Below are 22697 nucleotides of genomic sequence, written 5' to 3'. Positions count from 1 at the left end.
TTTTCCCTTGTACCTGATTTACAGACATCAGGAATCTGAACATGGCAAAGCAGAGAATCCGTATCCGCCTCAAGGCCTTCGATCACCGGCTCATCGACCGGTCCGCCACGGAGATCGTGGAGACCGCCAAGCGCACCGGTGCCCGGGTCAAGGGGCCGATCCCGCTGCCCACGAAGATGGAGCGGTTCACCGTGCTGATCTCCCCGCACGTCAACAAGGACGCCCGGGACCAGTACGAGATCCGGACGCACAAGCGCCTCATGGACATCATGGATCCCACGGACAAGACCGTGGACGCCCTGATGAAGCTGGATCTGGCGGCGGGTGTGGACGTGCAAATTAAGCTTAACTAACGCCACATTTTCTGACATAATCGTCGGCTTTCCGTGGCCCGGTACAGCTTGGCTTGTGCCGGGCCACGATTTTGGAACATTGCGAACAACTTAGCGCGCGCCCGGTCCCGGGCGGGCGTGCTCAACGAGGTCAAGTGTCATGGCAATCGGATTGGTCGGTCGCAAGCTGGGCATGACCCGCGTGTTCACCGAGGACGGCACGTCCCTCCCGGTGACCGTGATCGAGGTCCAGCCGAACCGCGTCGCCCAGGTCAAGACCGAGGAGCGCGACGGGTACCGAGCGCTGCAGGTGACCGCGGGCGCCCGCAAGCCGTCCCGTGTGAACAAGGCGCGTGCCGGGCATTTTGCCAAGGCGGGCATCGAGGCAGGCCGCGGCCTGTGGGAATTCCGCCTGGACGGTGACCAGGGCGCGGATCTGGAGGTGGGCGCCGAGCTCAAAGTGGACCTGTTTGAGGCCGGCCAGATCGTGGACGTCACCGGTACCAGCAAGGGCAAGGGCTTCCAGGGTGTGGTCAAGCGCCACAACTTCAGCATGCAGGACGCCACCCACGGCAACTCCCTGTCTCACAGGGCGCCGGGCTCCATCGGTCAGAACCAGACCCCGGGCCGGGTGTTCAAGGGCAAGAAGATGGCCGGCCACATGGGCAACGAGCGCTGCACCGTGCAGAACCTGGAGGTGGTCCGGGTGGATGCGGAGCGCAACCTGCTGCTCATCAAGGGTGCCGTGCCCGGTTCCACCGGCGGCGACGTGTTCGTGCGCCCCGGCATCAAGGCGAAGGGTTGAAGGTCATGAAGCTTTCCATCAAAGACACCAAGAAGGATATGGAGGTCTCCGACGAGGCCTTCGGCCGCGAGTTCAACGAGGCCCTGGTGCACCAGGCGGTGGTGGCCTACATGGCCGGCGGCCGTGCCGGCACCAAGGCCCAGAAGGGCCGCTCCGACGTGCGCGGCGGCGGCGCCAAGCCCTGGCGGCAGAAGGGCACCGGGCGTGCCCGCGCCGGTACCATCCGCAGCCCCATCTGGCGCAGCGGCGGCAAGGCCTTCGCGGCCCGCCCCCGGGACTTCAGCCAGAAGCTGAACAGGAAGATGTACCGGGCCGCCATGCGCTCCATCTTCTCCGAGCTGGTCCGGCAGGATCGCCTGGTGGTGGTGGACAGCTTTGCCGTGGATGCGCCGAAGACCAAGGGCCTGGTGGAGAAGCTCTCGGCGCTGGGGCTGTCCGGCGGGCTGATCGTCACCCACGAGGCCGATGCCAACCTGTACCTGTCCGCGCGCAACCTGAGCGGCGTCGACGTGACCGAGGTAGGCGGACTGGATCCCGTGAGCCTGGTGGGTTCCGAGGCCGTGCTGATCACCGTGCCGGCCCTGAAGCAGGTTGAGGAGTGGCTGGCATGAATGAAGAACGTCTTCTGAAGGTCCTGGTGGGCCCGCATATCTCCGAAAAGGCCACCCTGCTGGCCGATGCGGCCAACCAGCACGTGTTCAAGGTGGCCCCCGACGCCACCCGCGAAGAGGTCAAGACCGCGGTGGAGAAGCTGTTCGAGGTCCAGGTGACGTCCGTGCGCGTGGCCAACATGAAGGGCAAGCGCAAGCGCTTCGGAGCGCACCATGGCCGTCGCGTCCACTGGAAAAAGGCTTACGTGACCCTGGCCGAGGGCCAGGACATCGCGCCGGCCGGAAACGAATAAAGGGTATCTGATCATGGCAATCGTCAAGTCCAAGCCCACGTCTGCCGGTCGCCGGTTCGTGGTGAGCGTGGTCACCGACGGGCTGCACAAGGGTGAGCCCTACGGTCCGTTGCTGGAGAAGCAGACCCGCAGCGGCGGCCGCAACAACCAGGGGCGGATCACCACCCGTCACGTGGGCGGCGGTCACAAGCAGCGCTATCGCATCATCGACTTCAAGCGCGACAAGGACGGAATCCCGGGCCGCGTGGAGCGCCTGGAATACGACCCGAACCGCAGCGCCCACATTGCGCTGGTGCTCTACGCCGACGGCGAACGCCGCTACATGATCGCGCCCAAGGGCGTGGCGGCCGGTGACCCGGTCATCTCCGGGTCCAATGCGCCGATCCGCCCGGGCAACTGCCTGCCGCTGCGCAACATTCCGGTGGGTACCGTGGTCCATTGCATCGAACTGCGCCCCGGCAAGGGCGCGCAGATGGCGCGCAGCGCCGGTGCCGCTGTACAGCTGGTGGCCCGTGAGGGCCAGCACGCCACGCTGCGGCTGCGCTCCGGCGAGATGCGCAAGGTGCCCGCCGACTGCCGCGCCACCGTTGGCGAGGTCAGCAACAGCGAGCACAGCCTGCGCAAGTTCGGCAAGGCCGGCGCCAAGCGCTGGATGGGTATCCGCCCGACCGTGCGCGGCACCGCCATGAACCCGGTGGATCACCCGCACGGCGGTGGTGAGGGCCGCAACTTCGGCCGTCATCCGGTCACGCCCTGGGGCGTGCCCACCAAGGGTTACAAGACCCGCAAGAACAAGCGCACGAACAACATGATCGTGCGTCGTCGGAACAAGAAGTAACGAGGGACAGGCCAGTGCCACGTTCAGTCAAGAAGGGCCCCTACATCGACCACCACCTGCTTTCCAAGGTGGAGGCCGCCGCGGCAAGCAACGACAAGCGCCCGATCAAGACCTGGTCGCGCCGCTCCATGATCATGCCGCAGATGGTGGGATTGACGATCGCCGTTCACAACGGGCGTCAGCACGTGCCCGTGCTGGTGAACGAGAACATGGTCGGTCACAAGCTGGGCGAGTTCGCCGCCACCCGGACCTTCAAGGGTCACGTGGCGAACAAGAAGACGAGGTAAGCGGAGATGGCACTGGAGACCGTTGCGAAGCTGCGATTTGCGCGTATCTCGCCGCAGAAATGCCGGCTGGTGGCGGATCAGATCCGCGGCATGCCGGTGGAACGCGCCCTGCAGGAGCTGACCTTCAGCCCGAAGAAGGGCGCCCGCATCGTGAAGAAGGTGCTGGAGTCGGCCATCGCCAACGCCGAGCACAACGAAGGCGCCGACGTGGACGAGCTCAGGGTGTCGCGCATCTGCGTGGACCAAGGCCCGACGCTCAAGCGCATTCACGCCCGTGCCAAGGGCCGGGCGAACCGTATTCTCAAGCGCACCAGCCACATCACCGTGGCGGTGGGCGAAAAGTAAAGGGGTCAAGTCGATGGGTCAGAAAGTACATCCGGTCGGGTTCCGCCTTGGGGTGTCCAGCCAGTGGACCTCCACCTGGTACGCCGACGGCCGCGAATTTGCCGACGTGCTGGCCAAGGACCTGGCGATCCGCGAGTTCCTGAAGAAGCGTCTGGCCCAGGCCTCCGTGAGCCGGATCGACATTGCCCGTCCGGCCCGTCAGGCCTTCATCACGATCCACACGGCCCGGCCCGGCATCGTGATCGGCAAGAAGGGCGAGGATATTGAGGCGCTGCGCAAGGAAGTGGCCGGCCGCCTGGGTCTGGACATAAACAGCGTCAAGATCAGCATCGAGGAGATCCGCAAGCCCGAGGTGGATGCCCAGCTGGTGGCCGAGGGCATCGCCCAGCAGCTTGAGCGGCGCATCATGTTCCGTCGCGCCATGAAGCGCGCCGTGGGCAACGCCATGCGCCTGGGCGCCCTGGGCGTGAAGGTGCACGTGGCCGGCCGCCTGAACGGCGCGGAGATCGCGCGCAGCGAGTGGTACCGCGAGGGCCGCGTGCCCCTGCACACCTTGCGTGCAGACGTGGATTACGGCTTCGCCGAGGCCCGCACCACCTATGGCGTGATCGGCGTCAAGGTGTGGGTGTTCAAGGGTGAAGTGTTCGATTTCGACCAGAAGACCGACGGCGGCCAGGAATCCAAAGCCGCGGTGAATTAAGGAGTTTGCGAGATGTTGCAGCCCAAGAGGACCAAGTTCCGCAAGCAGTTTACGGGCAAGAACCGCGGCCTGGCCTTCTCGGGCGGCAAGGTCAGCTTCGGTGAGTACGGCCTGCGTGCCCAGGATCGCGGCCGCCTCACGGCGCGCCAGATCGAGGCGGCCCGGCGTGCCATGACCCGCCACATCAAGCGTGGCGGCAAGATCTGGATCCGGGTGTTCCCGGACGTGCCCGTGACCAAGAAGCCCCTGGAAGTGCGTATGGGCAAGGGCAAGGGCAACGTGGAGTACTGGGTGTGCAAGATCCAGCCCGGCCGGATCCTGTACGAAATGGAAGGCGTCAGCGAGGAAATCGCCCGCGAGGCCTTCCGGCTCGCCGCCGCCAAGCTGCCCATCAAGACCCAGTTTGTGACCCGTCAGGTGATGTGATGAAGGCTCAAGAGCTGCGAGAGAAGAGCGACGAGGATCTGAAGAAGGAGCTCCTGGAACTGCTGCGCGAACAGTTCGGTCTGCGCATGCAGCGCGGGGCCGGCCAGTTGGCCCGTCCGGATCGCTTCAACAAGGTGCGCAAGGACATCGCCCGGATCAAGACTGTCATGACCGAACGTGCTTCGGCCAAGTGAGTAGGCATATGAGCGAACAAGAAGCAAAGGTGCAGCGCGCGGTCACCGGCCGTGTGATCAGCGACAAGATGGACAAGACGCGCACGGTCCTGATCGAGCGCCGGGTGCGTCATCCGCTGTACGGGAAGTACATCCGTCGGTCCACCAAGCTGCACGTGCACGACGAGAACAACGAAGCGCAGATGGGCGACACCGTGATGGTGCAGGAATGCCGCCCGATGTCCAAGACCAAGACCTTCCGTCTGTTGAAGGTGCTGGAAAAGGCCGCGGACTGACAAGCTCCGCGCTTTAACGGAATGAGTGAGACAAGACCATGATTCAGATGCAGACGGTTCTGGATGCGGCGGACAACAGCGGGGCCCGCAAGATTCAGTGCATCAAGGTGCTGGGCGGCTCCCATCGCCGTTACGCCGGCGTGGGCGACATCATCAAGGTGAGCGTCAAGGACGCCATCCCGCGCGGCAAGGTGAAGAAGGGCGAGGTGTACAACGCCGTTGTGGTGCGCACCGCCAAGGGCGTGCGCCGTGCCGACGGTTCGGTGGTGCGCTTTGACCGCAACGCCGCCGTGCTGCTGAACAACCAGCTCCAGCCCATCGGCACCCGTATCTTCGGGCCGGTGACCCGCGAGCTGCGCGGCGAGAAGTTCATGAAGATCATCTCGCTTGCGCCCGAAGTGCTCTGAATTCGAGGTATAGAGCCATGCAGAGAATCAAGAAGGGTGATGACGTGATCGTCACGGCGGGCAAGGACAAGGGCCGTCGCGGCAACGTGACCAAGGTGCTGAGCAACGACCGCGTCGTCGTCCAGAACGTGAACATGGTGAAGAAGCACCAGAAGCCAAATCCCGGCGCCGGCAAGCCCGGCGGGATCATCGACAAGGAGATGCCTATCCACATCTCCAACGTGATGCTCTACAACCCGGCCAAGGGCAGTGGCGACCGTGTGGGGTTCCGGACCCTCGAGGACGGGCGCAAGGTGCGTTACTTCAAGTCTGACAACGAAGTTGTGGACGTCTGACAGGTGGCTGAGATGGCAAGGCTGAGAGATTACTACCGCGACACCGTGGTCAAGCAGCTGATGGACCAGTTCCAGTTCGGCAACGTGATGGAAGTGCCCCGGATCACGAAGATCACCCTGAACATGGGCCTGGGCGAGGCGGTCGGTGACAAGAAGGTCATCGAGAACGCCGTGGCGGACATGATCGCGATCGCCGGCCAGAAGCCGGTGGTGACCAAGGCGCGCAAGTCCATCGCCGGCTTCAAGATCCGCGACGGCTATCCGATCGGCTGCAAGGTGACCCTGCGCCGGGAAAACATGTACGAGTTCCTGGATCGGCTGGTGTCCATCGCGCTGCCCCGCGTGCGTGACTTCCGCGGATTGAGCCCGAAGGCGTTCGACGGGCGCGGCAATTACAACCTGGGGATCAAGGAGCAGATCATTTTCCCCGAGGTGGATTACGACAAGATTGACGCCCTGCGCGGGATGAACATCACCATCACCACGACGGCGCGCAATGATGAGGAAGGCCGGGCGCTGCTTCAGGCGTTCAACTTCCCGTTCAAGCACTGAAGAGGTTTGTTAAATGGCCAAGCAGTCCATGTTGGAACGTGAGAAGAAGCGCGCGAAGCTGGTACGCAAGTACGCGGCCAGGCGGGTGGAACTCAAGGCGACGATCAGCAATCCGGAGACCTCCTACGAGGATCGCATGCAGGCGGTGATCGCCCTGCAGAAGCTGCCCCGTGACGGTTCTCCAGCGCGCCAGCGCAATCGTTGCCATCTGACGGGACGGCCGAAGGGTTACTACCGCAAGTTCGGCCTGGGCCGCAACAAGCTTCGTGAAGCCGCCATGCGCGGGGATATTCCCGGCCTGGTCAAGGCGAGCTGGTAAGAGGACTGACGCACATGAGCATGACCGATCCCGTCGCCGACATGCTGACCCGTATTCGCAACGGGCAGCGGGCCAACAAGACCGAGGTGCGTATGCCCTCCTCGAAGCTCAAGGAATCCATCGCCCGGGTTCTGCAGGAGGAAGGCTATATCGCGGAGTTCAAGGTGGACGCCGCCGGTGCCAAGCCCGAACTGACCCTGCAGCTGAAGTACTTCCAGGGCAAGCCGGTGATTGACACCATCCGGCGCGTCAGCCGTCCCGGCCTGCGTGTCTACAAGGCCAAGGACGATCTGCCCCGCGTGATCGGCGGGCTCGGCGTGGCCATCGTGTCCACCTCAAAGGGTGTGATGAGTGACCGTGCGGCCCGCGCCATGGGGCAGGGCGGCGAAGTTTTGTGCATCGTTTCGTAAGCGGATATCAGTCATGTCGCGAGTAGCGAAAAAACCAATCGAACTGCCCTCCGGTGTGAATGTCACCGTAAGTGGCCGGAACGTGGCCGTGAAGGGTCCCAAGGGCAGTCTCGCCTGGGACATCCACGAGACCGTGGAAGTGACGCAGGACGGCAATACGCTGGTGCTGGCGCCCCGCGACGGCGACGCAAGCCACTTCGCCATGGCGGGCACCATGCGCGCCCTGCTGAACAACATGGTGACGGGTGTCAGCCAGGGCTTCGAGCGCAAGCTGGAACTGGTGGGTGTGGGCTATCGCGCCCAGGCCCAGGGCAACAAGCTGAACCTGAGCCTGGGGTTCTCGCACCCCGTGGAGTACCCGGTGCCCGAGGGCATCACCATCGAGACCCCCTCCCAGACGGAGATCGTGGTCAAGGGCGTGGATAAGCAGCAGGTCGGCCAGGTGGCCGCCGAGATCCGCGCCTTCCGTCCGCCGGAGCCCTACAAGGGCAAGGGCGTGAAATATGCGAATGAGCAGATCATTCGCAAGGAAGCCAAGAAGAAGTAAGGTGCCCGCAATGGACAAGAAGACAGCCCGTATACGCCGTGCCGCCCGTGCACGTCACCAGATCCGCGAGATCGGCGCCTATCGCCTGTGCGTGCATCGCACGCCGCGCCACATCTACGCCCAGGTGATCGCGCCCACCGGATCGGAAGTGGTGGCCTGCGCCTCCACCGTGGAGGCCGACGTGCGCAAGGATCTGAAGGGCACCGGCAACGTGGATGCCGCGGCCGCCGTGGGTCGGCTCATCGCCGAGCGCGCCAAGGCCAAGGGCGTGGAAGCCGTGGCCTTCGACCGCTCCGGATTCAAATATCATGGCCGCGTCAAGGCGCTGGCCGATGCCGCCCGCGAGGGCGGGCTGCAATTCTAAAAGGGTGAGCCCATGGCAAGTTTTCAGCAAAGCAACGAGACCGACGGCCTGCAGGAGAAGCTGATCACCGTCAACCGCGTGGCCAAGGTGGTCAAGGGCGGGCGGCAGTTCCGCTTCACGGCGCTGAGCGTGGTGGGCGACGGCAACGGCAAGGTGGGTTTCGGATACGGCAAGGCCCGCGAAGTGCCGCTGGCCATCCAGAAGGCCATGGAGGCCGCGCGCAAGAACATGCGCGAAGTCTCACTCAGGGAAGGGACGCTGCACTATCCGGTCACGGCCCGCCACGGCGCCGCCAAGGTGTTCATGCAGCCGGCCTCCGAGGGTACCGGGATCATCGCCGGTGGCGCCATGCGCGCTGTACTGGAAGTGGCCGGGGTCCGCAACGTGCTGGCCAAGTGCATCGGTTCGCGCAACCCGATCAACGTCGTTCAGGCGACCCTGAACGGGCTGGACGCCATTCACGACCCCGAGATGGTGGCTGCCAAGCGCGGCAAGAAACTCGAAGAGATCACGGGGTAAGTCATGGCCAAGGCGAAAGAACTCAAGGTGACCCTGGTACGCAGCCTCAACGGCAGGCTCAAGGCGCACATTGCCTGCGTGCGCGGGCTGGGTGTGCGCCGCATCCACAACCCGGTGATGGTCAAGGACACGCCGGAGAACCGCGGGATGATCAACAAGGTCTCCTACATGCTCAAGGTGGAGGAAGCCTGAAATGCGACTGAATTCCATTTCGCCGGCCCCCGGCAGCCGTCCTGACGGCAAGCGCCGCGGCCGCGGCATCGGCTCCGGCCTGGGCAAGACCGGCGGGCGCGGCCACAAGGGCCAGAGGTCCCGTTCGGGCGGCTACCACAAGGTGGGTTTCGAGGGCGGCCAGATGCCGCTGCAGCGCCGCCTGCCCAAGGTGGGCTTCACCTCGCGCACGGCCGACCGCAGCGCCGAGGTGCGCCTGCACGAGCTGGCGGGCCTGGAAGGCACGGTGGATCTGGCCGCGCTGAAGGCGGCGGGCGTGATTCCCGCCCAGGCGCGCAAGGCCAAGGTGATCGCCTCCGGCAAGCTGGAGAAGGCTGTGAGCCTGAAGGGTGTTTCCGTGACCAAGGGTGCGCGGGCGGCCATCGAGGCGGCCGGCGGGAAGATCGAGGACTAGGTGGCCGGCCCTCGCGCAGGCATGGCCGGGTCCCTGGGCGGGATCGGCAAGCTCACGGAACTCCGGCAGCGCCTGGTGTTCGTACTGCTTGCGCTGGTGGTGTACCGCATCGGCACCTTCATCCCGGTGCCGGGCATCAACCCCATCGCCATGGCGCAGTTCTTCGAGGCGCAGAGCGGCACCATCCTGGACATGTTCAACATGTTCTCGGGGGGCGCGCTGGAGCGTCTGAGCATCTTCGCGCTGGGCGTGATGCCGTATATCTCCGCGGCGATCATCATGCAGCTGCTCAGCGCCACGGTGCCGTCACTGCAGCAGCTGAAGAAGGAAGGCGAGGCCGGGCGGCGCAAGATCACGCAGTACACCCGCTACGGCACGGTGGGTCTGGCGCTGTTCCAGAGTATCGGCATCGGCATTGCGCTGAACGGCCAGACGATCGGCGGGATGACCATGGCCATCAACCCGGGGCCGGTGTTCATCTTCACCACGGTGGTGACGCTGGTGACCGGCACGGTGTTCCTGATGTGGCTGGGTGAGCAGATCACGGAACGGGGTATCGGCAACGGCATCTCGATCATCATCTTTACGGGGATCGTGGCCGGGCTGCCGGCGGCGATCGGCGGCACCCTGGAGTTGGCCCGTACCGGCGAGCTGTCGCCCGCCTTCGTGCTGCTGCTGCTGATCATGGCGCTGGCGGTGACCGCCTTCGTGGTGTTCGTGGAGCGGGGCCAGCGAAGGATCACGGTGAACTACGCCAAGCGCCAGGTGGGGCGCAAGGTGTACGGCGGGCAGAGCAGTCATCTGCCCCTGAAGCTGAACATGGCGGGTGTGATTCCGCCCATCTTCGCCTCCAGTATCATCCTGTTCCCGGCGACCCTGGGTCAGTGGTTCGGGCAGGCGGAGGGGATGACCTGGCTCAGGGACCTGTCCACGACGCTGGGCCCGGGCCAGCCGCTGTACGTGATCTTTTATGCGGCGGCGATTATCTTTTTCTGCTTCTTCTATACGGCGCTGGTGTTCAACTCCCGCGACACCGCCGACAACCTGAAGAAGTCCGGGGCCTTCATCCCGGGGATCCGTCCGGGGATGCAGACGGAGCGGTATATCGACGGGGTCATGACCCGGTTGACAGCGGTGGGCGCCATCTACATCACCAGCGTGTGCCTGCTGCCCGAGTTCATGATCCTGTACTGGAATGTGCCGTTCTATTTCGGCGGCACGTCCCTGCTGATCATCGTCATCGTGGTCATGGACTTCATGGCCCAGCTTCAGGCCCATCTGATGTCGCATCAGTACGAGGGGCTCATGAAGAAGGCGAATCTGAAAGGTTATGGTAAATCGGGCATGCTGCGCTGACGCGGCGCGCCCCGACCGAGGACAGAGCGATGAAAGTACGTGCTTCCGTGAAAACGATCTGCCGCCATTGCAAGGTGATCCGTCGCAACGGCGTGGTGCGGGTGATCTGCAAGGACCCCCGCCACAAGCAGCGCCAGGGCTGAGGCTAGGAGCCTGTCGGACNNCACGCGGCTCGCTACGGGCACCAAAGTCCGACAGGCTCCTAGGCGCTGCCTTGGGATTGATTCGCCAGGCTTGACTGGATAAAATACCCGGCTTTTCCGCCGGTTCGTGGAGATTTACGAATGGCTCGTGTTGCAGGCGTCAACATACCCGACCACAAGCACACCGTGATTGCCCTGACGGCGATCTACGGTATCGGCCGCACCCGGGCGCAGAAGATCTGCGAGGCTACGGGCGTGAAGCCGGAGATGAAGATTCGCGACCTTACCGAAGAGGAGGTCGAGAAGCTGCGTGCCGCGGTGGGCCAGTTCCCGGTGGAGGGAGATCTTCGGCGCGAGGTCTCCATGAACATCAAGCGGCTCATGGACCTCGGCTGTTATCGGGGCCTGCGGCATCGCCGCGGCCTGCCCCTGCGCGGGCAGCGCACCCGGACCAATGCACGCACCCGCAAGGGCCCGCGTCGCCCGATCCGCAAGTAATCGACCGGCTTACGACAGGACACATCATTTATGGCACAGGCTCCGACCCGGACCCGCAAGAAGGTCAAGAAGTCCGTCTCCGACGGCATCGCGCATATCTATGCCACCTTCAACAACACCATCGTGACCATCACGGACCGCCAGGGCAACACGCTGTCCTGGGCGACCTCCGGGGGTTCCGGCTTCCGCGGCTCCCGCAAGAGCACGCCCTTCGCCGCCCAGGTGGCCGCGGAGCGCGCCGGCACGGCCGCGCAGGAGTACGGCCTGAAGAACCTGGAAGTGCTGGTGCGCGGTCCCGGTCCCGGCCGTGAGTCCGCCGTGCGGGCGCTTAATAACGCCGGGTTCAAGATCCTGAACATCAGCGACATCACCCCGATTCCTCACAACGGCTGCCGCCCGCCCAAGAAGCGGCGCGTTTAGTCCGGAGCATTATCAGATGGCCAGATACATCGGACCCAAGTGCAAACTGAGCCGCCGCGAGGGCACGGACCTGTTCCTCAAGGGCCGCGGCCGCTCCCTGGACACCAAGTGCAAGCTGGACAAGGCGCCGGGCCAGCACGGCGACCGCCGCACCCGCCTGTCGGACTACGGTCTGCAGCTGCGCGAGAAGCAGAAGCTGCGCCGTATCTACGGCGTGCTGGAGCGCCAGTTCCGCAACTACTACAAGACTGCGTCGCGCCTGAAGGGCTCCACCGGCGACAACCTGCTGCAGCTGCTGGAGCGCCGCCTGGACAACGTGGTCTACCGCATGGGTTTCGGCGCCACCCGTTCCGAGGCACGCCAGCTGGTGAGCCACAAGGCCATCCTGGTCAACGGCCAGACGGTCAACATTCCGTCCTACCAGGTGCAGCCCTCGGACGTGATCTCCGTGCGCGAGAAGGCCCGCAAGCAGGTGCGTATCCAGGATTCCCTGACGCTGGCCGAGCAGTTCGGCTTTCCCCAGTGGATCGACGTGGACACCAAGAAGATGGAAGGCGTCTTCAAGAGCGTTCCCGAGCGCACTGACCTGCCCGCGGAGATCAACGAATCTCTGGTGGTGGAGCTGTATTCCAAGTAACCAATTACGAGGTCTTCAATGCAGACCAAAGTCAACGAACTCCTCAAGCCCCGTCATATCGAGGTCACCAGCACCAGCGCCCGTCAGGCCAAGGTGGTGCTGGAGCCCCTGGAGCGCGGTTTCGGCCATACGCTGGGCAACGCCCTGCGCCGGATCCTGCTGTCCTCCATTCCGGGTGCCGCGGTGATCGAGGCGGAGATCGAGGGTGTGCTCCACGAGTACACCTCGCTCGAGGGTGTCCAGGAGGACGTGGTCGACATCCTGCTCAACCTCAAGGGCATCGCGCTCAAGATGCACAACCGCGACGAGGCCACCCTGACCCTGAAGAAGAAGGGTCCGGGCGTGGTGACGGCGGGCGACATCACCCTGGATCACGATGTGGAGATCGTGAATCCGGAGCATGTGATCGCCAACCTGACCAAGAACGGCGACCTGTCCATGACCCTGAAGGTGGGTCGCGGCCGTGGCTATCAGCCGGTCACCGTACGTCGTGGTGCGGACGAGGACCGCCCCATCGGCCGCCTCATGCTGGATGCCAGCTTCAGCCCCATCCGTCGCGTGGCCTACAAGGTGGAAAGCGCCCGTGTGGAGCAGCGCACCGACATGGACCGGCTCATCATCGAGCTGGAGACCAACGGCACCGTGGATGCCGACGACGCCATCCGCCAGGCCGCCAGCGTGCTGCAGAGCCAGCTGGCCGCCTTCGTGGAGCTGCAGGGCGACGAGAGCGCCGTGGCCGAGAGCAAGCAGATGGAGATCGACCCCATCCTGCTGCGCCCGGTGGACGACCTGGAACTGACCGTGCGCTCGGCCAACTGCCTCAAGGCGGAGAACATCTACTACATCGGCGATCTCATCCAGCGCACCGAGGTGGAGCTGCTCAAGACGCCGAATCTCGGCAAGAAGTCCCTCACCGAGATCAAGGATGTTCTGGCCTCCCACGGCCTGTCCATGGGCATGCGCCTGGAGAACTGGCCGCCCCCAGGTCTCAAGGACCAGGACAAGAAGGCCGGTTGAGGCCGACACACTGCATTATTGAACGGGAAGAAGACCCATGCGTCATCGTAATAGCGGGCGGCAGCTGAGCCGCAACAGTGCGCACCGCAAGGCCACCATGCAGAACATGGCCGCCTCGCTGTTCCGCCACGAGGTGATCAAGACCACGGTGCCCAAGGCGAAGGAACTGCGCCGGGTGGCCGAACCCCTGATCACGCTCGCCAAGAACGACAGCGTGCATACCCGCCGCGTGGCCTTCTCGCGCCTGCGCGACAAGGAAGTGGTGGGCAAGCTCTTCCAGGAACTGGGCCCGCGCTACCAGAACCGTCCGGGCGGCTACATGCGTATCCTGAAGTGCGGCTTCCGCCCAGGCGACAACGCCCCCATGGCCTTCGTCGAACTGGTGGACCGCCCCGATCCGGAGGCCGTTGCCGAGGAGAAACCCGCCAAGAAGGCGGAGCCCGCCGAGGCCAAGAGCGAGGATTGATCCAGCTCAGAACGTGTTTGCAGAAAGCCGGCCTTGTGCCGGCTTTTTGTTTTTCGTGCCGTGGGGATGCGGCGGCTGGTTCTTACCACGAAGCTCACGAAGGGCACGAAGGGAATGATTTGTCCGGGGATGTCGGGGCCTTGCTGTCATTGGTGATTGACGAGGCGATGGTGGCTTCGTTGGGAGAAAGGACTGGCCTCTCGCTAAGCCGCGAAGCCCGCCAAGTAGAACTTTTAAGAGTATTCCTTTGCGGCTTCGCGAGAGAACCGGCTTGATAGCCAGGTCTGCTGCCATTGTATGGATGACGCCGCTGGCGGATCAGGGCACGATGAGAGCAGAATGGTTCGGCGGTATTATTGGAAAAGAATGTTCTCTCGCAAAGCCCGCGAAGCCCGCCAAGAAAACCTTTAAGAAGCTTTCTTCGCGATCTTCGCGGCTTCGCGAGAGAACCTGCTTGATAGCCAGATATGTTGCCATTGGATGGATAACGTCGCTGACCGATCAGGGCACCTCATGGAACAGATTCATATTCACTTCGTGTTCTTCGTGCGCTTCGTGGTTGATATGCTTTTCGGGTGTCAGGGCCGACGCCAATGCTCAAGGGGGAGCCGGGATGTTTGTGCTGTTTACTGATTTCGGGCCGTCGGGGCTTTATACGGGGCAGGTGAGGGCGATCCTGCACGGCAAGTTTCCGGAAAGGCCCGTGCTGGATGCCTGCAGCGACGCGCCCGCGTGCAACCCCCGGGCGGCGGCCTACCTGCTGGCGTCTCTTGTGCCGTTCTACCCGAAGGATGCCATCTGGCTCGCGGTGGTGGACCCGGGGGTCGGGACGAAGCGCGAGGGGCTGATTCTGGAGGCGGACGGGTGCTGGTTCGTGGGGCCGGACAACGGACTCCTGAGCCAGGTCATGCTGCGGGCGGGGGAGGCCAGCTGCTGGCACATCGAGTGGAAGCCGCCCGGGATGTCCAGCAGCTTCCACGGCCGCGACTGGTTCGCCCACGTGGCCCTTCAACTCTCCATGGAACATATGCCGGAGGCGGTGCCGGTCTCGCCGGACGACGTCGTGGGCAGCGGCTGGCCCATGGATCTTGCCGAGGTGGTGTGCGTCGATCACTATGGGAACCTGATCACCGGGCTTCGTGCCCAAAGCGTGCCGCTGGATGCTGAGCTTCAGGTCGGCAAGAAGAAGGTCCGCCGTGCACGCACCTTCGCAGAGGTGGCCAGGGGCGAGGCCTTCTGGTACGCCAATGCCATGGGTCTGGTGGAGGTCGCGGTCAACCAGGGGCGGGCGGATGAGGTGCTCGGTGCCGGTGTCGGGGCGCCGGTGGTGGGTGTCATCGGCAACGGATGAACCGACTGCATACGACAGCGCGTTGACCGACGACTGCATGAGAGGAATGGTGAACTTGTCGGGTGACTCTCAAGAATCCGAGAAGTGAAAACGGCGCCTTGCGGCGCCGTTATATGTTTGAGTCTATGGGCTGAGGCTCAAAGAATTGCCAGGCTCCGACGCCGAACCGCCCATCCCATGATCAACAGTCCGACGCCGAACAGCGCCAGCAGTGCCGGCTCGGGGATCTCTTCCGGCGGCCTATCGCCGTTGCCGGGGGTGCCCGGAACTTCAAAGGATCCGAATTCACCCTGGAACTTGATCGGGAAATAAGCCAGGGTGGCAAAAGGATCGAGCCCAAAATCTCCCGACAGCACAAGCTTGATCAAGTCGCTCTCACCAGCCTGAAGGCCGTTGTCGATGCTTCCGCCACTGCAGTTATTGTCTTCGGGAAAGGCACATATATCGATTCCCTTGAACCCACCGGGGAAGGTCTGTTGTGGACCCTGGCCTTCATCGACTTTGTTGAACACCAGACCTTCGCCATCCTGAGCGAAGTCGCCGGTCACGTCGGGATCAACGGCAAATCCGAACGATACAACGGCTTCCTTACCCTCAAGCCCACCAAGGTCGGTCAGGTTCGTGATACTGATCGTCAGCACAAGCTCAGTGCTGCTGAACGAATCAACGGTAAAGATCGCACTGGCCTGGAGGTTATAGGGCAAAGGATCATTGTCGCCGTCGTCACTGCTGATTATTCCGGCCGGCACCAGCCAGTCCATGGTGAAGGAGTCTCCCACGTCGCCGCTGCTGATCCCTACACTGTACGTGGGCCCCGGGGGTTCACCGGTAGGGTCGTTCAGGTCAGTAATGAGGAACGCACTCGCATGGCCGGCGAAGAGGAGGGCTGCACCCGCTAGGATCGCCAAAGCCAGATTCTTGATACGCATGGACTGAATGCTCCAGGAAGTTGGACCCTTCCTGGATCCGGTTGTTAACGGGTTCGCGGGTTTCCGCAGTCTTAAATAAATGTTGAGCAAGCGCTGTGCCAGTTTGTAATAGTTGCTCCAAGAGCCGGATAAACAAGACCTTTTCGTATGGACTGGAGATCAGTCGATTCAGACAGTGTAAGGTTGACCTTACATAGGCCGGGCGACCTGCAAACAGGGCTATCGCCGTCGAACCGGCCCGAGGGGATCGGAACGCTCACCCCCCTTGCGGTACTGTCTTGCTGATGATGGTCGAGTAACTCACTAAATCCATTGAAAAATGTTCATGCACGGGTTCCGGCGTATGTGACGCGTGTTCCATAAAACAAGAGGATGTGACGGTGTGCACGTTTCACGTGTCCCCGCTTCAGACTGTAAGAAATTCCGTCGTGTGTTCGCCTATCCCTTGAGAGCTTGTGCCGCCTGTCTCTCCCGGTCAGGCGCCTGTCAGGTCACAAGCTCTGTATGTCCGCAAGTGTGAACCGCATCACCATACCGATCCCTCCGATTGCCATAATTCCCCCCGCACACGGACGTGCATGCTTCGTCGAGACAAGGGTAAATCCGCCGTGAGGTGGAGACACAAAGCTTCCGGTCCCGGGCTGTTCCGGGATAGCGGGGCTGCCGCTGATGAAGATTTGAGGTGGCGTTTGCCGGTCTGAATTACCGGCGACCCCTGCAGGTTCGCTCTGCAGGAACCGCCTGCCACGTCTCCGAGCAGATGATCCTGGATGGATGACGGCGCGCCCGAGTGGGCGTCGACGCTTATTAAATTCGGAGACCGTGGTCATGAGAACACCGAGTCAGTCTGGTTCCTACGTTCGTTTGCCACGCACCTGGGCCCTGTGGTGGATCGCAGCGGCCCTCGTATTGCTGATCGCCTTGCCGGGCACGGGTAATGCCCAGGCCGGCCCCCCTGTAAGCGGGCAATGGGTCCCGGGCCAGGTGCTGGTCAAGCCCAAGGCGGGTCTGCCCGATGCGCAGCTGGACAGGATTCTGCGCCAGCACCAGGGCCGCGCGGTGGGGCGCATCAACGCCATCAACGTACGCATCGTCTCCGTGCCGCCGCAGGCCGAAGACGCGGTGGTACGAGCGCTGTCGCGCAATCCGCATATCAGCTTTGCGGAAAAGAACCACCTCGTCCCTCTGAGCGAGACGATTCCCAATGATCCCCGTTTCGGGGATGCCTGGCACCTTCAGAGAATCAGTGCCCCAGGGGCCTGGGGCCGGACAAAGGCCCGTGGCATCGTCGTTGCGGTCCTTGACACCGGTGTCGAGGCAAGCCATCCGGATCTCGCCGATAAGCTGCTGCGCGGATACAACGCGGTGGACGGCAGTTCAGACACCTCGCCGGTTCATTCACACGGTACCCGCGTGGCAGGTGCCGTGGCGGCCGCCACGGACAACGCCACGGGCGTGGCCGCGGTGGCCTGGGGTGCGTCGATCCTGCCCGTGCGGGTGAGCAATCGGTCGGACGGCGTGGCGTCCCTGAGCGACATTGCCCGCGGGCTGACATGGTCGGCGGACAACGGCGCCCACGTGGCCAACATCAGCTACAGCGTGACCAACAGCCTGACCGTCAGCAATGCCGCCCAGTACATGCGCAGCAAGGGCGGCGTGGTGATGGTGTCCGCCGGCAACTCCGGCAGTGATCCGGGCTTCAGCGACAACCCGTACATGGTGACCGTCTCCGCGACCACGAGCAGTGACTCTCTGGCCAGCTGGTCCAGCTACGGGCAGTACGTGAATCTGTCGGCGCCGGGTGCCAGCATCCTCACGACCAGTACCGGTGGCGGCTATGCCACGGCTTCGGGCACGTCCTTCTCCAGCCCCGTGGCCGCTGGCGTGGCGGCGCTGGTGATGGGCGCCAATAGTTCGCTCAAGCCCGCAGACGTGGAGCAGATCCTGTTCGAGACGGCCGACGACCTGGGCGCGCCGGGCTGGGACCCCTACTACGGCTGGGGGAGGGTGAACGCCGACCGGGCCGCGGCCCGGGCCGTGGCCAGCCGCAGCACCGACACCCAGGCGCCTGTGGTGAACATCACCTCACCCTCAGAGGGCGCGACTGTCTCGGGCATCGTGAGCGTGGATGTGTCGGCCACCGACAACGTCGGTGTTTCGTATGTGGACCTCTTCGTGAACGGCTCGCGGGTGGGTCGCGAACTGACCGAGCCCTACCAGTTCGCCTGGGATGCGTCGAAGGAATCCGAAGGCACCGCGCGTATCCGCGCCGAGGCCTATGACGCGGCGGGCAACCGGGGTGTCCATTCCATCGACGTGACTGTGCGTCACGAGAGCACGGACGATGGTTCGAGCGACGACAGTGCCGCGGATACCGAGCCGCCGGTGGTGCGCATCCTTCAGCCGTCTGACGGATCCACGGTCAGCGGCACCACCCGCCTCGAGGCTTCGGCCACTGACAACGTGGGTGTGGTGCGCATGGAAATCGCCGTCAACGGCCGCACCATGTGCGCCAGCGACCGCGGCCACGTGAGCTGCAACTGGAACACCCGCAGGGAAAGCGCGGGCGACTACAGCATCACCGCGACGGCACGGGATGCCGCCGGCAATTCGGGCAGCGCTTCGGTGACGGTGCGCATCGGCTCGGGCGACGATGACGGAGGAAGCGGGGGCGGCGGTCCTCCGCCGGGACGCGGCTGGAACCGCTGAAGCTGACAGGGCCGCCTTGTGCGGCCCTGTTTTTTTGGGTTGGTTGTTTAACCACGAAGCTCACGAAGGGCACGAAGGAAATTCGGGCTGTCGGCTCTGGTGCCCCTTTTGGGCTGGTCGTTGAATTCGCCTTCGGTGGCTTCGAAGGGCGCTATAGATTTGGACTCTCGCAAAGACGCGAAGCCCGCCAAGGAAAGCATATCGATTCCAAAGCGTCGGTATGTTGGGGTGAGCAGCGTGATCCCAACTGTCGGTGCCTAAGCAAGCCGCGCCTGTTGGGGTTCGCCTGCTCACCCCAACCTACGGTTGGTCTTTCTTCTCACAAAGACTTTCTTGGCGGGCTTCGCGTCTTCGCGAGAGTCCAATACTCGATGCTGGGAATATCTCCGACGCCGGGGGTCTGCACAACCGAAAATGGTGACGATGCAGACAGGCTGCCTTTACACTTCGTGCCCTTCGTGAGCTTCGTGGTAAGAACAGCTCACCCCCGCGCAGCCACCACACCCTCGGGGCGCTTCTCCAGCAGCGGGCGCAGGAAGCGGCCCGTGTGGGAGTGGGCATGGGCGGCGATGTCTTCGGGGGTGCCGGAGACCAGGATCTCGCCGCCGCCGGAGCCGCCTTCGGGGCCCAGATCGATGATCCAGTCGGCGGTCTTGATTACGTCCAGGTTGTGTTCGATGACCACCACGGTGTTGCCGTGGTCGCGCAGCCGGTGCAGGACCTTGAGCAGGAGTTCCACGTCATGGAAGTGCAGGCCCGTGGTGGGCTCGTCGAGGATGTAGAGCGTCCGCCCGGTTTCGCGCTTGGACAGTTCGCGGGCGAGCTTCACCCGCTGCGCCTCGCCGCCGGAGAGCGTGGTGGCGTTCTGGCCGAGCTGGATGTAGGACAGGCCGACGTCCATGAGCGTCTCCAACTTGCGGCGGATCACGGGCACGGCGTGGAAGAACTCCAGTGCCTCCTCCACGGTGAGATCCAGCACCTCGTGAATGGTCCTGCCCTTGTAGCGGATCTCCAGTGTCTCGCGGTTGTAGCGCCGCCCCTTGCACACATCGCAGGGCACGTACACGTCCGGCAGAAAATGCATCTCCACCCGGATCACGCCGTCACCCTGGCAGGCCTCGCAACGTCCGCCCTTGACGTTGAAGGAGAACCGCCCCGGGGTGTAGCCGCGTGAACGCGCCTCGGGGGTGGCCGAGAAGAGGTCGCGGATGGGGGTGAACAGGCCGGTGTAGGTGGCCGGGTTGGAACGCGGGGTGCGGCCGATGGGACTCTGGTCGATATCCACCACCTTGTCGAACAGTTCGGCCCCCTCGATGCGGTCGAACGGGGCGGGTTCCTCACCGGCACGGTTTATCTGCAGCGCCATGTGTCGGTACAGGGTGTCGTTGACCAGTGTCGACTTGCCGGACCCGGACACGCCGGTCACGCAGGTCAGCAGCCCCACGGGAAAATTCGCATCCCCGCCTTTCAGGTTGTTGCCCCGGGCGCCGTACACCGTGAGCATGCGTTCCGGGTCCACGGGTACACGCCTTTCCGGCAGCGCGATGCTTCGCCGGCCGGCGAGATACTGCCCGGTGAGTGAGCCCGGATGGGCCTCGATCTCCCGGGGCGTGCCCTGGGCTACCACGCGACCGCCGTGGCGTCCGGCGCCGGGCCCCATGTCCACCACGTGGTCCGCGCGGCGGATGGCGTCCTCGTCGTGCTCCACCACCAGGACGGTGTTGCCCAGATCGCGCAGGTAAGTGAGCGTGTTCAGCAGGCGCTCGTTGTCGCGCTGGTGCAGGCCTATGGAGGGCTCGTCCAGGATATACATCACGCCCACCAGACCCGCCCCGATCTGGGAGGCGAGCCGGATACGCTGTGCCTCGCCTCCGGAGAGAGTGTCGGCGCTGCGTTCCAGCGTGAGGTAATCCAGCCCCACGTTGACCAGGAAATCCAGCCGCGCGGCGATCTCGCGCACGATCTTGTCCGCAACCTGGCCCCTCGCACCCGGCAGCCGCAGTTCATTGAACAGCATTCGTGCCTCGCCGATGGGCCGGCGGGTGATATCGGGCAGGGCATGCTCTCCCACGAACACGTGGCGGGCCGCGCGGTTGAGTCGTGTGCCCCCGCAGTCGGGGCAGCCATGGGTGGCCAGGTACTTGGACAGTTCTTCGCGCACCGTGGCCGAGTCGGTCTCCCGGTAGCGGCGCTCCAGGTTGGGCAGCACACCCTCGAAGGGATGCGAGCGAAGGGTGGTGTGGCCGCGCTCGTTGAGGTAACGGAACTCCACGGCCTCGTCGCCGCTGCCGTAGAGGACCACCTGCCGGGCCTTCTCGTCCAGTTCGCCAAAGGGGACTTCGATATCGAAGTCGTAGTGCTCGGCCAGCGACTGGATCATCTGGAAGTAGTACGCATTGCGCCGGTCCCAGCCCCTCACCGCGCCGCCCGCGAGGCTGAGTGCCGGGTTGGATACGACCCGCTCCGGGTCGAAGAACTGCTTGACGCCGAGGCCGTCACAGGAAGGGCAGGCGCCCGCCGGGTTGTTGAACGAGAAGAGCCTCGGCTCCAGCTCCCGGAGGGAATAGCCGCACACCGGGCAGGCGAAGCGCGCGGAAAATACCAGCGGTGCACGCTCCGGCTCATCGATCCATGCCACCTGCACGATGCCGTCGGACAGATCGAGTGCCGTCTCCAGGGACTCCGCCAGGCGCACCCGCACGTCATCGCGTACCCTGAAGCGGTCCACCACCACCTCGATACTGTGCTTGCGCTTTTGCTCCAGCTCGGGCGCGTGGTCCAGTTCCACCAGTTCCCCGTCGATCCGGGCCCGCAGGAACCCCTGTGCACGCAGCTGCTCGATGGCGTGGTGGTGCTCGCCCTTGCGGTCCTGAATGACCGGTGCGAGCAGCATCAGCTTGCTGCCTTCGGGAAGCGCCAGGATCTGATCCACCATCTGGCTCACGGTCTGCGCCTCGAGGGTGTTGCCGTGTTCCGGACAGCGCGGGATGCCGGCCCGGGCGAACAGCAGTCGCAGGTAATCGTGGATCTCGGTGATGGTTCCCACCGTGGAGCGCGGGTTGTGGGAGGTGCTCTTCTGCTCGATGGAGATGGCCGGGGACAGCCCCTCGATGTGGTCCACGTCCGGCTTTTCCATGACGGAGAGGAACTGCCGGGCATAGGCCGAGAGGGATTCCACGTAGCGGCGCTGTCCTTCCGCGAACAGCGTATCGAAGGCCAGGGACGATTTGCCCGAGCCGGATACCCCTGTGATCACGATCAGCCGGTCCCGGGGCAGGTCCAGGTCCACGTTCTGCAGGTTGTGGGTGCGGGCGCCGCGGATAAGGATCTTGTCCATTGGGCTGTGTGGCTTCCTCGGCAAGGGATCGCGCAAACGGAGAATTTTATCATTGGGGTGGGGGGAGGGTGAAACTGGATGTGTGTATGCTTCGGTGTGCCCGGTTGGCCAACTCCCGGGGCACACAGGTAAATCGAAGTCAAAGGCGTTTCGAACCCCGCGCGGGGCTCGAGTTACTTTTCTTGCTTGTCCAAGAAAAGTAACCAAAAGAACGACACCGATGTCGCACCCCCTTCGGGGGTCCCCTGCGTTGCTCGGCTTCGAGGGGGTCGGCACACAGGCCATCCATAGCCTGAGTGCCGACGCGCCGCATCCTTGCGGCGCCCCTTCGGGCTTATACCCTCGAAGCCTGCGCTACTCGGTGCGCCATAGGGGAGAAGGTCAACAGCGCTTCGGGAGGCATCAGCGCCATGTTGATCTCGGTGATTTCCCAGATCACCGTGCCCTCCCTGGTTCGGCCGGAGGGCCGGCCTCCTACAGGGAAACCCAAGCCCCAATACCCCGTACATCTCAGGCGCAGATCGAAGGGGTCTTGAACTTTCCCCGTATGGCTCGCCGAGCACGGGGGTGTTGCGGGGAAAAAGCCCGAAGGGGCGCCGCATGGATGCGGCGCGTCGATCGTCAGGCCATGGAAGGCCTGTCGATCGACC

33 protein-coding genes and 1 riboswitch are annotated in these 22697 nt (G+C 63.9%); of the genes, 30 read left to right on the top strand and 3 right to left on the bottom strand.

Annotated elements, in window-relative coordinates:
• Positions 1-41 precede the first annotated feature (41 nt).
• From rpsJ to B1C78_RS13405, 29 genes are all read left to right on the top strand, one after another.
• Positions 42-353: a 30S ribosomal protein S10 gene (gene rpsJ, locus B1C78_RS13545; RefSeq protein ID WP_077279707.1), complete on the top strand. Its 312-nt coding sequence runs from the start codon at positions 42-44 to the stop codon at positions 351-353.
• A gap of 139 nt (positions 354-492) precedes the next feature.
• Positions 493-1137: a 50S ribosomal protein L3 gene (gene rplC, locus B1C78_RS13540; protein ID WP_077279706.1), complete on the top strand. Its 645-nt coding sequence runs from the start codon at positions 493-495 to the stop codon at positions 1135-1137.
• A 5-nt stretch (positions 1138-1142) separates the two neighbouring features.
• Positions 1143-1748 (top strand): 50S ribosomal protein L4, encoded by a 606-nt coding sequence (gene rplD, locus B1C78_RS13535; RefSeq protein WP_077279710.1) that lies wholly within the window; start codon positions 1143-1145, stop codon positions 1746-1748.
• Complete coding sequence (rplW, locus tag B1C78_RS13530) at positions 1745-2041, top strand: 50S ribosomal protein L23 (protein ID WP_077279705.1); 297 nt, start codon at positions 1745-1747, stop codon at positions 2039-2041. Before rplD ends, rplW begins: the two co-directional genes overlap by 4 nt.
• Before the next feature lie 13 nt (positions 2042-2054).
• Positions 2055-2879 (top strand): 50S ribosomal protein L2, encoded by an 825-nt coding sequence (gene rplB / locus B1C78_RS13525; RefSeq protein WP_077279704.1) that lies wholly within the window; start codon positions 2055-2057, stop codon positions 2877-2879.
• 14 nt (positions 2880-2893) lie between these two features.
• On the top strand, positions 2894-3166 hold the full coding sequence (rpsS, locus tag B1C78_RS13520; RefSeq protein WP_077279703.1) for a 30S ribosomal protein S19: 273 nt from the start codon (positions 2894-2896) through the stop codon (positions 3164-3166).
• Between the two features lie 6 nt (positions 3167-3172).
• A complete protein-coding gene (gene rplV, locus B1C78_RS13515; RefSeq protein ID WP_175628312.1) occupies positions 3173-3511 on the top strand; it encodes a 50S ribosomal protein L22 in 339 nt (112 codons plus the stop codon).
• Positions 3512-3524: 13 nt separating this feature from the next.
• The gene (gene rpsC / locus B1C78_RS13510; RefSeq protein ID WP_077279702.1) at positions 3525-4211 is read left to right on the top strand and encodes a 30S ribosomal protein S3; all 687 of its coding nucleotides are present in this window, start codon (positions 3525-3527) and stop codon (positions 4209-4211) included.
• Positions 4212-4223: 12 nt separating this feature from the next.
• Complete coding sequence (gene rplP, locus B1C78_RS13505; protein ID WP_077279701.1) at positions 4224-4637, top strand: 50S ribosomal protein L16; 414 nt, start codon at positions 4224-4226, stop codon at positions 4635-4637.
• Positions 4637-4831, top strand: a complete 195-nt coding sequence (gene rpmC, locus B1C78_RS13500) for a 50S ribosomal protein L29 (protein WP_077279700.1) — start codon at positions 4637-4639, stop codon at positions 4829-4831. Before rplP ends, rpmC begins: the two co-directional genes overlap by 1 nt.
• Before the next feature lie 8 nt (positions 4832-4839).
• Entirely contained in the window at positions 4840-5106 is a 267-nt protein-coding gene (gene rpsQ, locus B1C78_RS13495) for a 30S ribosomal protein S17 (RefSeq protein WP_077279699.1), read from the top strand.
• A 38-nt stretch (positions 5107-5144) separates the two neighbouring features.
• On the top strand, positions 5145-5513 hold the full coding sequence (rplN, locus tag B1C78_RS13490; RefSeq protein ID WP_077279698.1) for a 50S ribosomal protein L14: 369 nt from the start codon (positions 5145-5147) through the stop codon (positions 5511-5513).
• Between the two features lie 17 nt (positions 5514-5530).
• Positions 5531-5848, top strand: a complete 318-nt coding sequence (gene rplX, locus B1C78_RS13485; RefSeq protein ID WP_077279697.1) for a 50S ribosomal protein L24 — start codon at positions 5531-5533, stop codon at positions 5846-5848.
• Positions 5849-5860: 12 nt separating this feature from the next.
• The gene (gene rplE / locus B1C78_RS13480; protein WP_077279696.1) at positions 5861-6400 is read left to right on the top strand and encodes a 50S ribosomal protein L5; all 540 of its coding nucleotides are present in this window, start codon (positions 5861-5863) and stop codon (positions 6398-6400) included.
• Between the two features lie 13 nt (positions 6401-6413).
• Positions 6414-6719, top strand: coding sequence for a 30S ribosomal protein S14 (rpsN, locus tag B1C78_RS13475; protein ID WP_077279695.1), 306 nt, complete (start codon positions 6414-6416; stop codon positions 6717-6719).
• A 14-nt stretch (positions 6720-6733) separates the two neighbouring features.
• Positions 6734-7129: a 30S ribosomal protein S8 gene (rpsH, locus tag B1C78_RS13470; protein WP_077279694.1), complete on the top strand. Its 396-nt coding sequence runs from the start codon at positions 6734-6736 to the stop codon at positions 7127-7129.
• 13 nt (positions 7130-7142) lie between these two features.
• Positions 7143-7676: a 50S ribosomal protein L6 gene (rplF, locus tag B1C78_RS13465; RefSeq protein WP_077279693.1), complete on the top strand. Its 534-nt coding sequence runs from the start codon at positions 7143-7145 to the stop codon at positions 7674-7676.
• Between the two features lie 10 nt (positions 7677-7686).
• Complete coding sequence (rplR, locus tag B1C78_RS13460; protein WP_077279692.1) at positions 7687-8040, top strand: 50S ribosomal protein L18; 354 nt, start codon at positions 7687-7689, stop codon at positions 8038-8040.
• A gap of 12 nt (positions 8041-8052) precedes the next feature.
• Positions 8053-8559: a 30S ribosomal protein S5 gene (gene rpsE / locus B1C78_RS13455; RefSeq protein WP_077279691.1), complete on the top strand. Its 507-nt coding sequence runs from the start codon at positions 8053-8055 to the stop codon at positions 8557-8559.
• A gap of 3 nt (positions 8560-8562) precedes the next feature.
• Positions 8563-8751, top strand: coding sequence for a 50S ribosomal protein L30 (rpmD, locus tag B1C78_RS13450; RefSeq protein WP_077279690.1), 189 nt, complete (start codon positions 8563-8565; stop codon positions 8749-8751).
• A 1-nt stretch (position 8752) separates the two neighbouring features.
• Positions 8753-9184 carry a 50S ribosomal protein L15 gene (gene rplO / locus B1C78_RS13445; protein WP_077279689.1) on the top strand — a complete coding sequence of 144 codons (432 nt, stop codon included), beginning with the start codon at positions 8753-8755 and terminating at the stop codon, positions 9182-9184.
• Positions 9185-9205: 21 nt separating this feature from the next.
• Positions 9206-10540 carry a preprotein translocase subunit SecY gene (gene secY / locus B1C78_RS13440; RefSeq protein ID WP_077279688.1) on the top strand — a complete coding sequence of 445 codons (1335 nt, stop codon included), beginning with the start codon at positions 9206-9208 and terminating at the stop codon, positions 10538-10540.
• 29 nt (positions 10541-10569) lie between these two features.
• Positions 10570-10683: a 50S ribosomal protein L36 gene (gene rpmJ / locus B1C78_RS13435; RefSeq protein WP_018232157.1), complete on the top strand. Its 114-nt coding sequence runs from the start codon at positions 10570-10572 to the stop codon at positions 10681-10683.
• Between the two features lie 141 nt (positions 10684-10824).
• Positions 10825-11181 (top strand): 30S ribosomal protein S13, encoded by a 357-nt coding sequence (rpsM, locus tag B1C78_RS13430; protein WP_077279687.1) that lies wholly within the window; start codon positions 10825-10827, stop codon positions 11179-11181.
• A gap of 30 nt (positions 11182-11211) precedes the next feature.
• Positions 11212-11601, top strand: a complete 390-nt coding sequence (gene rpsK, locus B1C78_RS13425) for a 30S ribosomal protein S11 (RefSeq protein ID WP_018232155.1) — start codon at positions 11212-11214, stop codon at positions 11599-11601.
• Between the two features lie 16 nt (positions 11602-11617).
• A complete protein-coding gene (gene rpsD / locus B1C78_RS13420) occupies positions 11618-12238 on the top strand; it encodes a 30S ribosomal protein S4 (RefSeq protein WP_077279686.1) in 621 nt (206 codons plus the stop codon).
• A gap of 18 nt (positions 12239-12256) precedes the next feature.
• Complete coding sequence (locus tag B1C78_RS13415; RefSeq protein ID WP_077279685.1) at positions 12257-13255, top strand: DNA-directed RNA polymerase subunit alpha; 999 nt, start codon at positions 12257-12259, stop codon at positions 13253-13255.
• Between the two features lie 37 nt (positions 13256-13292).
• Positions 13293-13721, top strand: coding sequence for a 50S ribosomal protein L17 (gene rplQ / locus B1C78_RS13410; RefSeq protein ID WP_077279684.1), 429 nt, complete (start codon positions 13293-13295; stop codon positions 13719-13721).
• A 613-nt stretch (positions 13722-14334) separates the two neighbouring features.
• Positions 14335-15072 carry an SAM hydrolase/SAM-dependent halogenase family protein gene (locus tag B1C78_RS13405; protein WP_077279683.1) on the top strand — a complete coding sequence of 246 codons (738 nt, stop codon included), beginning with the start codon at positions 14335-14337 and terminating at the stop codon, positions 15070-15072.
• A gap of 137 nt (positions 15073-15209) precedes the next feature.
• On the opposite strand, the gene B1C78_RS13400 is transcribed toward B1C78_RS13405, so the two are convergent.
• Positions 15210-16001 carry a cistern family PEP-CTERM protein gene (locus tag B1C78_RS13400; protein ID WP_077279682.1) on the bottom strand — a complete coding sequence of 264 codons (792 nt, stop codon included), beginning with the start codon at positions 15999-16001 and terminating at the stop codon, positions 15210-15212.
• A 586-nt stretch (positions 16002-16587) separates the two neighbouring features.
• Positions 16588-16669, top strand: a riboswitch (cyclic di-GMP riboswitch).
• Between the two features lie 160 nt (positions 16670-16829).
• Between B1C78_RS13400 and B1C78_RS13395 the strand changes: the two genes are divergently transcribed.
• The gene (locus B1C78_RS13395; protein WP_077279681.1) at positions 16830-18710 is read left to right on the top strand and encodes a S8 family serine peptidase; all 1881 of its coding nucleotides are present in this window, start codon (positions 16830-16832) and stop codon (positions 18708-18710) included.
• A 481-nt stretch (positions 18711-19191) separates the two neighbouring features.
• Here B1C78_RS13395 and uvrA read toward each other — a convergent pair whose 3' ends face one another.
• On the bottom strand, positions 19192-22047 hold the full coding sequence (gene uvrA, locus B1C78_RS13390; RefSeq protein ID WP_077279680.1) for an excinuclease ABC subunit UvrA: 2856 nt from the start codon (positions 22045-22047) through the stop codon (positions 19192-19194).
• Between the two features lie 334 nt (positions 22048-22381).
• Positions 22382-22697, bottom strand: a 316-nt coding sequence (locus tag B1C78_RS17755; protein ID WP_217698038.1) for a hypothetical protein, incomplete at its 5' end; no start/stop codon positions are given.

This window comes from Thioalkalivibrio denitrificans, assembly GCF_002000365.1.
Classification (GTDB): Bacteria; Pseudomonadota; Gammaproteobacteria; order Ectothiorhodospirales; family Ectothiorhodospiraceae; genus Thioalkalivibrio_A; species Thioalkalivibrio_A denitrificans.
Note: the sequence above shows the minus strand (reverse complement) of the source record. Positions and strands in the feature narration are given on the sequence as shown.

Bases quoted from the DNA above. Each gene is read 5' to 3' on its own strand.
- rpsJ (WP_077279707.1), top strand. From the start codon at position 42: ATGGCAAAGCAGAGAATCCGTATCCGCCTCAAGGCCTTCGATCACCGG.
- rplC (WP_077279706.1), top strand. From the start codon at position 493: ATGGCAATCGGATTGGTCGGTCGCAAGCTGGGCATGACCCGCGTGTTC.
- rplD (WP_077279710.1), top strand. From the start codon at position 1,143: ATGAAGCTTTCCATCAAAGACACCAAGAAGGATATGGAGGTCTCCGAC.
- rplW (WP_077279705.1), top strand. From the start codon at position 1,745: ATGAATGAAGAACGTCTTCTGAAGGTCCTGGTGGGCCCGCATATCTCC.
- rplB (WP_077279704.1), top strand. From the start codon at position 2,055: ATGGCAATCGTCAAGTCCAAGCCCACGTCTGCCGGTCGCCGGTTCGTG.
- rplV (WP_175628312.1), top strand. From the start codon at position 3,173: ATGGCACTGGAGACCGTTGCGAAGCTGCGATTTGCGCGTATCTCGCCG.
- rpsC (WP_077279702.1), top strand. From the start codon at position 3,525: ATGGGTCAGAAAGTACATCCGGTCGGGTTCCGCCTTGGGGTGTCCAGC.
- rplP (WP_077279701.1), top strand. From the start codon at position 4,224: ATGTTGCAGCCCAAGAGGACCAAGTTCCGCAAGCAGTTTACGGGCAAG.
- rpmC (WP_077279700.1), top strand. From the start codon at position 4,637: ATGAAGGCTCAAGAGCTGCGAGAGAAGAGCGACGAGGATCTGAAGAAG.
- rpsQ (WP_077279699.1), top strand. From the start codon at position 4,840: ATGAGCGAACAAGAAGCAAAGGTGCAGCGCGCGGTCACCGGCCGTGTG.
- rplN (WP_077279698.1), top strand. From the start codon at position 5,145: ATGATTCAGATGCAGACGGTTCTGGATGCGGCGGACAACAGCGGGGCC.
- rplX (WP_077279697.1), top strand. From the start codon at position 5,531: ATGCAGAGAATCAAGAAGGGTGATGACGTGATCGTCACGGCGGGCAAG.
- rplE (WP_077279696.1), top strand. From the start codon at position 5,861: ATGGCAAGGCTGAGAGATTACTACCGCGACACCGTGGTCAAGCAGCTG.
- rpsN (WP_077279695.1), top strand. From the start codon at position 6,414: ATGGCCAAGCAGTCCATGTTGGAACGTGAGAAGAAGCGCGCGAAGCTG.
- rpsH (WP_077279694.1), top strand. From the start codon at position 6,734: ATGAGCATGACCGATCCCGTCGCCGACATGCTGACCCGTATTCGCAAC.
- rplF (WP_077279693.1), top strand. From the start codon at position 7,143: ATGTCGCGAGTAGCGAAAAAACCAATCGAACTGCCCTCCGGTGTGAAT.
- rplR (WP_077279692.1), top strand. From the start codon at position 7,687: ATGGACAAGAAGACAGCCCGTATACGCCGTGCCGCCCGTGCACGTCAC.
- rpsE (WP_077279691.1), top strand. From the start codon at position 8,053: ATGGCAAGTTTTCAGCAAAGCAACGAGACCGACGGCCTGCAGGAGAAG.
- rpmD (WP_077279690.1), top strand. From the start codon at position 8,563: ATGGCCAAGGCGAAAGAACTCAAGGTGACCCTGGTACGCAGCCTCAAC.
- rplO (WP_077279689.1), top strand. From the start codon at position 8,753: ATGCGACTGAATTCCATTTCGCCGGCCCCCGGCAGCCGTCCTGACGGC.
- secY (WP_077279688.1), top strand. From the start codon at position 9,206: ATGGCCGGGTCCCTGGGCGGGATCGGCAAGCTCACGGAACTCCGGCAG.
- rpmJ (WP_018232157.1), top strand. From the start codon at position 10,570: ATGAAAGTACGTGCTTCCGTGAAAACGATCTGCCGCCATTGCAAGGTG.
- rpsM (WP_077279687.1), top strand. From the start codon at position 10,825: ATGGCTCGTGTTGCAGGCGTCAACATACCCGACCACAAGCACACCGTG.
- rpsK (WP_018232155.1), top strand. From the start codon at position 11,212: ATGGCACAGGCTCCGACCCGGACCCGCAAGAAGGTCAAGAAGTCCGTC.
- rpsD (WP_077279686.1), top strand. From the start codon at position 11,618: ATGGCCAGATACATCGGACCCAAGTGCAAACTGAGCCGCCGCGAGGGC.
- B1C78_RS13415 (WP_077279685.1), top strand. From the start codon at position 12,257: ATGCAGACCAAAGTCAACGAACTCCTCAAGCCCCGTCATATCGAGGTC.
- rplQ (WP_077279684.1), top strand. From the start codon at position 13,293: ATGCGTCATCGTAATAGCGGGCGGCAGCTGAGCCGCAACAGTGCGCAC.
- B1C78_RS13405 (WP_077279683.1), top strand. From the start codon at position 14,335: ATGTTTGTGCTGTTTACTGATTTCGGGCCGTCGGGGCTTTATACGGGG.
- B1C78_RS13400 (WP_077279682.1), bottom strand. From the start codon at position 16,001: ATGCGTATCAAGAATCTGGCTTTGGCGATCCTAGCGGGTGCAGCCCTC.
- B1C78_RS13395 (WP_077279681.1), top strand. From the start codon at position 16,830: ATGAGAACACCGAGTCAGTCTGGTTCCTACGTTCGTTTGCCACGCACC.
- uvrA (WP_077279680.1), bottom strand. From the start codon at position 22,047: ATGGACAAGATCCTTATCCGCGGCGCCCGCACCCACAACCTGCAGAAC.